Annotated in this window: 9 protein-coding genes and 1 pseudogene; 7 read left to right on the top strand and 3 right to left on the bottom strand. The window is 71.1% G+C overall.

Annotated elements, in window-relative coordinates; genetic code table 11:
• Positions 1-109: 109 nt before the first annotated feature.
• Positions 110-442, top strand: coding sequence for a GNAT family N-acetyltransferase (locus AB0C29_RS19095; RefSeq protein WP_360821823.1), 333 nt, complete (start codon positions 110-112; stop codon positions 440-442).
• Here AB0C29_RS19095 and AB0C29_RS19090 read toward each other — a convergent pair.
• Positions 427-1,557 (bottom strand): alkane 1-monooxygenase, encoded by a 1,131-nt coding sequence (locus AB0C29_RS19090; RefSeq protein ID WP_360821821.1) that lies wholly within the window; start codon positions 1,555-1,557, stop codon positions 427-429. The genes AB0C29_RS19095 and AB0C29_RS19090 overlap by 16 nt on opposite strands.
• Positions 1,558-1,634: 77 nt before the next feature.
• Between AB0C29_RS19090 and AB0C29_RS19085 the strand changes: the two genes are divergently transcribed.
• The 5 genes from AB0C29_RS19085 to AB0C29_RS19065 all read left to right on the top strand — a co-directional run bounded on the left by AB0C29_RS19085 (position 1,635) and on the right by AB0C29_RS19065 (position 5,228).
• Positions 1,635-2,210, top strand: coding sequence for a TetR family transcriptional regulator (locus AB0C29_RS19085; RefSeq protein ID WP_360821819.1), 576 nt, complete (start codon positions 1,635-1,637; stop codon positions 2,208-2,210).
• 47 nt (positions 2,211-2,257) lie between these two features.
• Positions 2,258-3,298, top strand: coding sequence for an LLM class flavin-dependent oxidoreductase (locus AB0C29_RS19080; RefSeq protein ID WP_360821817.1), 1,041 nt, complete (start codon positions 2,258-2,260; stop codon positions 3,296-3,298).
• Positions 3,299-3,520: 222 nt separating this feature from the next.
• The gene (locus AB0C29_RS19075; RefSeq protein WP_360821815.1) at positions 3,521-4,465 is read left to right on the top strand and encodes an MMPL family transporter; all 945 of its coding nucleotides are present in this window, start codon (positions 3,521-3,523) and stop codon (positions 4,463-4,465) included.
• A complete protein-coding gene (locus tag AB0C29_RS19070; protein WP_360821813.1) occupies positions 4,462-4,872 on the top strand; it encodes a DnaJ C-terminal domain-containing protein in 411 nt (136 codons plus the stop codon). The genes AB0C29_RS19075 and AB0C29_RS19070 overlap by 4 nt, the downstream gene beginning before the upstream one ends.
• Positions 4,869-5,228 carry a chaperone modulator CbpM gene (locus tag AB0C29_RS19065; protein ID WP_360821811.1) on the top strand — a complete coding sequence of 120 codons (360 nt, stop codon included), beginning with the start codon at positions 4,869-4,871 and terminating at the stop codon, positions 5,226-5,228. The genes AB0C29_RS19070 and AB0C29_RS19065 overlap by 4 nt, the downstream gene beginning before the upstream one ends.
• Before the next feature lie 15 nt (positions 5,229-5,243).
• Here the strand turns inward: AB0C29_RS19065 and AB0C29_RS19060 are convergent, their stop codons facing one another.
• On the bottom strand, positions 5,244-6,383 hold the full coding sequence (locus AB0C29_RS19060) for a sigma-70 family RNA polymerase sigma factor (RefSeq protein ID WP_360821809.1): 1,140 nt from the start codon (positions 6,381-6,383) through the stop codon (positions 5,244-5,246).
• A 265-nt stretch (positions 6,384-6,648) separates the two neighbouring features.
• Positions 6,649-7,674, bottom strand: coding sequence for a DUF2267 domain-containing protein (locus AB0C29_RS19055; RefSeq protein ID WP_360821807.1), 1,026 nt, complete (start codon positions 7,672-7,674; stop codon positions 6,649-6,651).
• Between the two features lie 159 nt (positions 7,675-7,833).
• On the opposite strand from AB0C29_RS19055, the pseudogene AB0C29_RS19050 reads away from it, so the two are divergent.
• Positions 7,834-9,435, top strand: a pseudogene (locus tag AB0C29_RS19050) (Clp protease N-terminal domain-containing protein); the annotation flags it as partial.
• Between the last annotated feature and the right edge of the window lie 634 nt (positions 9,436-10,069).

Raw genomic sequence — 10,069 nt, 5'->3', positions numbered from 1 at the left:
GGACGGCTCTTCGCCGCAGGGCGGCTGACCGCCATCTGCGAATACAACCGGGACAGCTTCGACCCGGTCACCCCCGGCAGCTGCCGCCGACACGGATGCCGTCCGGGAGCTGCTGCGCCTGGGCTTCGGCTGGGAGCCGCCGGAGTCCGCCGGCCACGACCCGAATGCCCTCGTGGTCGAACGGGACGGCCGGGTCGTCGGCACCGCCCGCGTCAATCGCGAAGGCGACCGGGCCGGGATCTACGGCTTTGTCGTCCACCCCGACCTCCAGGGACGCGGCATCGGGCGGGACGTGCTGCACCGCATGTGCCGTACGGCCCGGGGCGACGGCGCGGCTGTCGTCCACCTGGAGGTGGCCACCGACAACGACCGGGCCCTGAACCTCTACACCTCGCTGGGCTTCCGGCCGGTGATCACCGAGGACTACTACGCGCTCACCTGACCGCCCGGGCCGGTGTTGGCCAGGCTCGCGTCGCCGCCGTAGTGGGCCAGCACCCGGCGGTCCATCAGGCGCCGCCACACCGGGGGCACCAGCGCGGCGACCAGCATCGTGGCGTAGCCCGCCGGCAGCTGCGGGGACACGTCGAAGCTGCGCAGCACCTGGTAGCGGCGCAGCGGGTTGGCGTGGTGGTCGCTGTGCCGCTGCAACTGGAAGAGGAACACGTTGGTGACCAGGCGGTCGCTGTTCCAGCTGTGCCGCGGGTCGACCTTCTCGTAGCGCCCGGCCGGGTTGCGCTGCCGGCGCAGGCCGTAGTGCTCCAGGTAGTTGACCGCCTCCAGCAGCGAGAAGCCGACGACGGCCTGGGCGAGCAGGAACGGCAGGACGCCCGGACCGTACGCGACGGTGAGCGCGACGACCAGCACCACCGTCATCGCCCACGCGTTGAGCACGTCGTTGCGCGGCGTCCACGGACTGCGGGAGCGGATCCGGAAGCGCTGGGTCTCCAGCCGCCACGCCGAGCGCAGGCTGCCCAGCACCGTACGCGGCCAGAACCGCCAGAAGCTCTCCCTGAGCCGAGAACTGGCCGGATCCTCCGGGGTGGCGACCCGCACGTGGTGTCCCCGGTTGTGCTCGACGAAGAAGTGGCCGTAGCCGGTCGGCGCCAGGGCGATCTTGGAGAGCCAGCGTTCCACGTGCTCGCGCTTGTGGCCCAGTTCGTGAGCCGTGTTGATAGCCACGCCGTTGACGATGCCGATGGTCAGCACCAGGCCGAGGCCGCCGACCAGGCCCGGTCCGCGTGTCCAGACGGCGCCGGCCACGATCAGCGCGGCGTACTGGGCGGGCAGGTAGAGGTAGGTGATCCAGCGGTAGTAGGGCGAGCGTTGCAGCGCCGGCACCAGGTCTTCGGGCGGGTTGGCCCGGTCCTCGCCGATGAGCAGGTCGATGGCGGGGATCAGGCCGAAGACGACGACCGGGGTGAGCAGCCAGGCCCAGCCGGCGTCCCAGCGGGCGGCCACGGCGAGCGAGACGAACGGCAGCGCGGGGATCACCAGGGCGAGCGGCCACAGCGGGCGCTTGGTGTCCCGCCAGGCGGGGGCGGTGACGATGGGAGCCATCCCGTCATCCTTTACACGCGCTGTCTCCGTGTCAATATTTTGGACATGGCCGTGCTCCACGTCTAACATTTGCCGCGATGAGTTACCGCGAGGAGAAGAGCCGGCAGCTACGCGAGGCGATCGTGGACGCCGCCCGTGCGGCCGCCGTGTCGCAGGGCTGGGCGGCGGTGAAGATGGCCGACGTCGCCGACGCGGTCGGGGTGAGCCGGCAGACCGTCTACAACGAGTTCGGTAACAAGGCCGGGGTGGCCGAGGCGCTGACCGCCCGTGAGGTGAGCCGCTTCGTCGACGCGGTCCGGGCCGAGCTGCTCGCCCACGGCGGCGACATCCGGGCCGCCGGTGAGGCCGCCATCCTGCGCACGCTCACCGAAGCCGCCGACAATCCGCTGGTCAAGGCCATCCTGACCGGTACGGAGGGTGACGACGGTCTGCTGCCGTACCTGACGACCCGCTCCGAGCTGGTGCTCACGACGGCGAGCGCGGTGGTCCGGGACTGGGCGTCCGCGCACGTCCCGGAGGCCGGCGCGGACACCGTGGCTGCCGCCGCCGAGTCCATCGTCAGGCTGGTGCTCAGCCACGTCGTGCTGCCGTCCGCCCCGGCCGAGCAGACGGCCGCCGTGCTGGCCGACACCCTGGTCCGGCTGCTGCGCTGAAACCCCGGACCGGGAATCCGGCGCCGGCCCGGGTGGTTCGCACCGGGGTGAAGAAGATCGGTTTCCTGTCCTTCGGGCACTGGCGGGACGCGGCCGGGTCGCAGACCCGCAGCGGCGCCGACGCCCTGCTGCAGACCATCGAGCTGGCCGAGGCGGCCGAGGAACTCGGCGTGGACGGCGCGTTCGTCCGGGTGCACCACTTCGAGCGCCAGCTGGCCTCGCCGTTCCCGCTGCTGGCGGCGATCGGCGCGCGGACGTCGCGGATCGAGATCGGCACCGGCGTCATCGACATGCGCTACGAGAACCCGCTCTACATGGCCGAGGAGGCCGCGGCAGCCGACCTGATCAGCGGCGGCCGGCTGCAGCTGGGCGTGAGCCGGGGATCGCCGGAGACCGTGCTGCGCGGCGCCGAGGTGTTCGGCTACCGGCCGGCCGAGGGGCAGAGCGCCGCGGACGCCGCCCGGCAGAAGACCGAGATCTTCCTGACCGCCATCGACGGTGGCAAGGTGGCCCGGACCGACCCGGCGCGCACCGGCGTCAGCGGTGGACTGGCGGTGCAGCCGCAGTCACCGGGTCTGCGGCGGCGGATCTGGTGGGGCTCGGGCACCCGGGCGACCGCGCAGTGGGCCGCCCGCGCCGGGATGAACCTGCAGAGCTCCACTCTGCTGTCCGAGGACACCGGGGTGCCGTTCGACCAGCTCCAGGCCGAGCAGATCGAGCTGTACCGGCAGGCGTGGCGCGAGCAGGGCCACGACTGGGAGCCGCGGGTGTCCGTCTCGCGCAGCGTGCTGCCGATCACCGAGGAGATCGACCGGATCTACTTCGGCGAGCAGGCCCACGACGACCAGGTGGGCCTGCTGGAGGGGGTGCGGTCGCGCTTCGGGCGCACGTACGCCGGGGAGCCCGACCGCATCGCCGAGGAGCTCGCGGCCGACGCGGCCGTCCAGGCGGCCGACACGGTGCTGTTCACTGTGCCCAACCAGCTCGGCGTCGCCTACAACGCCCGCATCCTCGAGACAATTACCCGACACATCGCCCCGGCCGTCGGCTGGTCCCCGGCGCAGCCCGTGGCCCCGGGCAAACCCTGAGGCCGCCTCGGGGTCACCGGCGGCCCGCTCCTCCCCCGGACTGAGCCCTGACCCCGACCGGCGTCCGGTACCGCCGTTTCGCCGCATTCCTGCCGCGCGGGGCGACCCGAGCCGGGCACCCGGCCGGCTCCGGGTCCGGCGCGGGTCCGACCCGGATGTTCCCAGCTCCCCCTCTACCTAGGTTCAGGTTCGACACAGAAATCGACGCAGGGGGAACCAGCGATGAGCAAGCGACCGGTGACGGTTCGGGTGGCACGGTGGAGTGCCGAGCACCCATGGCGGGCGGTGGCGCTGTGGGTCGTGTTCGTCGCGGTCTGCTTCGTCGGGGGAAACGCGGCCGGGCTGCAGGAAGCCACGGCACAGGACCAGGCCGTCGGCGAGTCAGGACGCGCCGGCGTGATGATCGAGGAGGGCAAGTTCCCCGACGAGCCGGCCGTCGACAATGTCCTGATCACTTCCCGTTCCGGCCCGCTGGACCAGAAAGCCGCCGGGGCCGCGGCCACCGCCGCGGCGGCCCAGCTGCGGACCGTCCCGGGCGTCGCCGAGGTCGGCGCGCCGGTCAAGGCCGTCGACGGCACTGCGCTGCTGCTGCCGATCACCATGAGCGGTGACCCGGAGACCGCCTCCGAGCGGGTGGAGCCGCTGCGGACGGCCACCGCGCGGGTCCAGGAGCAACACCCGGCCCTGCGCGTCGAGCAGGTCGGCGGGCCCTCCATCAACAAGGCCCTCGACGACACCCTGGGCGCCGACTTCAAGCGGGCCGAGATCCTCAGCCTGCCGGTGACCCTGGCCATCCTGATCGTCGCGTTCGGCGCGCTGATCGCCGCGGGCATCCCGGTGCTGCTGGCCCTGTCCTCGGTGGCCGCCGCGATCGGCTTGTCCACCCTGGCCTCACACCTCGTGCCCTCCAACGACTCCACCTCCAGCGTCATCCTGCTCATCGGCATGGCGGTCGGCATCGACTACTCGCTGTTCTACGTCCGCCGCGAACGCGAGGAACGCGCCAAGGGCCGTGGCCACGTCGACGCGGTGGAGATCGCCGCCGAGACCTCCGGGCACGCGGTCGTCGTCTCCGGTACGGCCGTCGTCATCGCCATGGCCGGGCTGTTCCTGGCCCAGGACGCCATCTTCTCGTCGCTGGCCGTGTCACCATCCCGCCCGGAGTGACCGACGGACAGCGGATCCGGCTGGCTGGTCAGGGCGGGAACGGCGATGCCGGCGGCCCGGCGGGTGATCTGTACCTGGTGGTTCGGCTGGCGCCGCACCCGCGATACCGGGTGACCGGACGCGATGTCACCGTGGTGCTGCCGCTCGCGCCCTGGGAGGGCGTGCTCGGCGCCTCGGTGGCGATCGACGTGCCCGGCGGTGAGGCCAAGCTGCGCGTCCCGCCCGGTACCTCCAGCGGCCGGCGGCTGCGCCTGCGCGGCCGGGGCCTGCCCAACTCCAAGGGCCGGCCCGGCGACCTGTACGCCGAGGCGCGCATCATGGTGCCGGCCGAGCTCACCGACGCGGAGCGGCGGCTGTTCGAGGAGCTGGCCGCGACATCCTCGTTCGACCCGCGGAGGAAACCGTGAATGACGATCGACCCGCTCACGAACCGGCCACCTACGCCCTGATCCGGATGCCGTCGCCCGCGGCCGGTCGAGCCGACATCGCGGTGTTCAGCCGCAGCGCCGGAATGCATCCGCAACTGGTGCGCCGGCTCGTGGCACTGGGCGTGCTGGAACCGGAACGCGACGCCGCCGGCGTCCTGTGGTTCGGCCCCGACCAGGCTTCCGCGCTGGCCCGGGCGCGCCGGCTGCGGGCCGGCCTCGGTCTGAGCTGGACCGCACTGCTGATCGTCACGGACCTGCTGGACAGGATCGCCGGCTTGGAGCAGGAGCTGCGCAGCACGGCCGCCCGGCATGCAGCCGGCCGGCCCTGGAGCTGAGCCGCTCGGCGACGTTCACCGGTGCGCCGGACCGGTGGTGGGGGATTGGCTGCGCGCCAGACCGGACTCCACGCCCGGCGGTAGGCCGACGATGGTCATGGCGACCTGGGACAGCGATGCGGACGTCTGCGCGTCGCGCAACATCGTGGCACCGGTGGTGTCGATGGAGGGCACCCCGGTCAGGTCGACGGTGAGCCGGCCCTGGGCGACGGCCAGCGAGACGGCCGAGTGCAGCCGCCGCGACAGCCGGTCGGCGTTGTGCATGGTGATCTCACCGTCCACCTGGACGTCGATCGATGTGCTGGTCTCGCGCAGCTGCACCTTGATGTTCTCCGGGTCGTGGTAGTCCTGCACCTGGTCCCACAGCGGCAGCCTGTCGCTGAGCAGGGCCGCCCGTAACCACGCCAGCCCGCGATGGAGCAGCCGCGACACGTGCATCTGCGAAATGCCGAATTCCGCGGCGATCTGCGACTGGGTCAGGTTGCCGTAGAACCGCAGGATGATCAGGCGCTGGATCTGCGGCGGCAGTTCGCGCAGCACGTCGTCCAGGGCGAGCCGCTCGGCAATCGTCTCCAGGGCCTCGTCCGAGCTTCCGATCAGGTCGCTGAGTTCTCGGGAGCCGTCGTCACCCAGCGGCGTGTTGAGCGATATCGGGGTGCGCCCGGCGGTGCACATCCGCGCGCTGCGGACGTCTTGTTCGCCCACCTCGAGATGCCGGGCGATCTCCGGGGCGGTGGGCGTCCGGGACAGGGCCTGGGTCAGTTCCGCGGTGGCGTGACCCACATCCAAGGAGAGGTCCTGCAGCCGCCGGGTCACGTGGATCACCCAGGTACGGTCCCGGAAGTGGCGCTTCACCTCACCGGTGATGGTGACGAACGCGAAGGCGGTGAACGAGCCCCGCTCCGGGTCGTAGCGGTCGACCGCCTTGACCAGGCCCATCCGGGCCACCTGACGGATGTCTTCCAGTGGCTCGGTGCATTCCCGGTAACGCGACGCCAACCGATCCGCGAACGGAATCAGGCGGCGAATTAAATCGTCGCGCAGCAAGCGTCGGCGCTTCGCATCGGAACGCTTCCAGGCGGAGGCGTACTCCGCTGCTGCGCAGTCCAGGTCATCGAGCGCGGAAAAGGCTTCTTCGTGATTTCCACCGAGCATCCGGAACCCCTCGTCGCACTACCGGACGATGCGGATTCACGTACGCGATGCCAGGGCAGAAATTCTTCGCGGTACGGTTCGCATCAACGCGATCCGCCTGCCATCTTCCTGACCGATCCGACATTAGTACGTGCCGCGACACCGATCAACTGCAAGTGATCTGATTAATAATTTGTTTTCTCGTGCCGGTCGCCGATCGGTGACGACGAATTCCGGCCCCCGCACGGCGATCGGTATTCGTGCGACGGCCGGTTCGCGGTGCGGGCTAGGCCAGGCCGGCGTTCGCCTGTCTGATCGCTTCGTCGACCCGGACGGCGAGATCGACGTCGAGCGCGGTGACCGCGCCCACGTTGGTGGTGGTGACCACCAGCTCCGCGGTCTGCTCGTCGCTGCGACTGATCCGCGGCCCGCGCCCGAGCTCCTGCTTGAGCCGGTCCAGCCGCAGCAGGACCCGTTCCAACTGATCCGGTGGCAGCACGAGGGCGCGGATGAGTGCCCGGGAGTCACCGGTCCAGTCCGGCAGCCGCTCCAGCGCCGCCTGCACCTCGTCCTCGTCGAGTCCGGCGGTGTGCCCGTCCGGCCCGACCACGCCGCCGCCCGGCCGGGGTGGCCGGGTCAGCTCAGCCAACCCGTCCGGCAGGTGCAGGGCGTCCAGAACGTCGGGGTCCTGTGCGGCGATGGCGCCGAGGACCGCCTGGATCCGCATCCGGCTCTGTTCCGGCGGGCAGTGCAGCAGCCCGCTCACCTCGCGCACGAACCCGATCGCGTCCCTCTGGGGGACGGGGCTGCTGAGGTCCTGCCCCTCGGTCAGCTCGGCCGGCACCACGTCGAGCAGACGCCGGCGTTCTGCCTCATCCACCACGCGGGCCAGCACCGAAACGGTGGCCCGGCCCGCCTCCCGTGCCGTGTCGAAGTCAATCCCGGCCTGCTTCGCCGCTGAGCTCACCAGCTCGCGGTAGCGCAGCCGCAGCGACCCACTGTCCGGGCCGGTGTCGCCGATCGTCGGGGGCCTGCGTGGCCAGGTCGGATCAGGTTGCGGTGGTTCCTGGGGCATCGGCGCCCGTGGCCCCGGCTTGTGGGCTCCCTCCGGCGGCGGGCCGCTCTGGTCCGCGCGTTCGGCATGCTCGGCATGGTGCCGCTGTTTGGAGGAGCCCAGACTCACGCCGGCCTCGCTGGCCCGCTGCCCTTGCTCCCGGGCCGCTCTGGCCAGAGCGCGTCGCTTGCGGTTGTCGCCTTCCATCTCCTTGGGCATGCCGGGGCGTTCCCACGTCCTGAGCTTCCATGCGTTCACTCTTCAGAAATTTGGCGCCGTGGCATCGAGCGGACATCGTCACCCGTGGGATTGGCAGATCTACCAATCGACAGCGGCGGACGGGCGCTGATCCGATGAGAAGGGCGCGGAGCGGCCTTGTTGCTTCGCGCGGGTGTCCTCCAACGGACGGAGCCGACTGTGGATCCCAACCGTCTCACCCAGAAATCTCAGGAAGCACTGCATGACGCCCAGACCAAGGCGCTCAGGTACGGGCACACAGAGGTGGACGGCGAGCACCTGTTGCTCGCCTTGCTGGAACAGCCGGACGGTCTGGCGCCCCGGTTGGTGGCCGCGGCCGGTGGTGACCCGGACAAGGTACGCGCCGAGGTCGAGGCGGAGCTGGAGCGCCGGCCGAGGGTGAGCGGGCCGGGCGCGCAGCCCGGCCAGATCTTCGTCACCCAGCGGCTGTCGCGGCTGCTGGACGTCGCCGAACGAGAAGCCCAGCGGCTCAAGGACGACTACGTCTCGGTCGAGCACCTGCTGATCGCCCTGATCGAGGAGGGGCCGGGCAGTCCATCCGGCCGGCTGTTCCACCAGGCCGGGATCAACCGGGACGCGTTCCTGCAGGCGCTCATGTCGATCCGCGGCAATCAGCGAGTCACCTCGGCGACGCCCGAGGGCGCCTATGAAGCGCTGGCCAAGTACGGCCGGGACCTGGTGGCAGAGGCCAACCAGGGCCGGATGGATCCGGTGATCGGCCGGGACTCCGAGATCCGCCGGGTGATCCAGATCCTGTCCCGGAAATCCAAGAACAACCCGGTCCTGATCGGTGACCCGGGCGTCGGCAAGACCGCCATCGTGGAGGGCCTGGCCCAGCGCATCGCACACGGCGACGTACCGGAGGGGCTGAAGGACAAGTCGGTCTTCTCGCTGGACATGAGTTCGCTGGTGGCCGGGGCCAAGTACCGCGGTGAATTCGAGGAGCGGCTCAAGGCAGTGCTCTCCGAGGTGAAGGCGGCCGAGGGGCAGATCCTGCTGTTCATCGATGAGTTGCACACCATCGTCGGCGCCGGCGGCGGCTCGGAAGGGGCGATGGACGCCGGCAACATGCTCAAGCCGATGCTGGCCCGCGGCGAGTTGCACATGATCGGCGCTACGACGCTGGACGAATACCGCAAGCACATCGAGAAGGACGCCGCCCTGGAGCGCCGGTTCCAGCCGGTGGTGGTGGACGAGCCGTCCGAGGAGGACGCCATCTCCATCCTGCGGGGCCTGCGGGAACGGCTGGAGGTGTTCCACGGTGTGAAGATCCAGGACGCGGCGCTGGTCGCCGCGGTCACCATGAGCCACCGCTACATCTCCGACCGGTTCCTGCCGGACAAGGCCATCGACCTGGTCGACGAAGCGTGCGCGATGCTCCGGACGGAGATCGACTCGATGCCGGCCGAGCTGGATGAGCTGACCCGCCGGCAGACCAGGCTGGAGATCGAGGAAACCGCGCTGTCCAAAGAGGACGACGCGGCCACCCGTGAGCGGCTCGAGCAGTTGCGCCGCGAGCTGGCCGACCTGCGGGCTCAGGTGGACGCACTGCGCGCCCAATGGGAAGCAGAGCGGCAGTCGCTGCGCCGGGTGCAGGAGGCGCGCCGCGAGATCGAGCAGGTCAGGCAGGAAGCCGAGCAGGCCGAGCGTCAGTACGACCTGAACCGGGCCGCCGAGCTCCGGCACGGCCGGCTGCCCGAGCTGGAACGCCGGCTGGAGGCCGAGGAGCAGCGGCTGGCCTCGAAGCGAGGCCGGCGACCAGGGCCGGCTGGCCGAGGCAGGTCAGCACGATGCCCTCGCCGCGGCGGTCACCGGCTTCCCGGCACGCCCGCAGCGCCGTCATGTGCGTGTCGTACCAGTCGTCGTGCAGGCTGAGGATCGTGTAGAACTCGTGGGCCGAGACGGCCAGGTCCCAGCACAGCGCGGTGAGCCCGAGCCGCGCGGCGAGCTCGACCGCCACCCGTACGGAGAGCCGTTCCGCCTGGAACCACGCGACCGGATCGGCGGCGACCTCGGCGTAGGCATCCTCCGGGAGGTCGGTGCCCGGCACGTCGCTGTGCACCACCTCGAAGTCGCCGCCGTACAGGCGGGCGTGGGCGTGCCGGGTCAGGTCCAGCAGTGCCGCGCACACCCGGCGCAGCAGCTCGTCGCGGTCACGCTGGTCCGGGTGTTCGGCGAGGGCCCGGCGGTGGGCGTACTCCCGGGTCAGGTCGTGGAACCGGAAACGGCGCGGCACCGGCGCCGCCGTGGTCTCCACCATCGAGGCCGCGGCCAGTTCGGCCAGCGCGGCCCGGCCCTGCTCGGGGTCGTCGCTGAGCGCGGCGGCCGTCCAGGTGCCGAAGGTCGGCAGCGGCAGCAGGCCCAGGTCGACGAACAAGCGCCGGTGCGCCGCCGC

This window comes from Actinoplanes sp. NPDC048791 (assembly GCF_040650095.1).
In the GTDB taxonomy this organism is placed as follows: Bacteria; Actinomycetota; Actinomycetes; order Mycobacteriales; family Micromonosporaceae; genus Actinoplanes.
The sequence above is the reverse complement of the archived record's forward strand: the minus strand, read 5'-3'. Positions and strand labels throughout refer to the sequence as shown.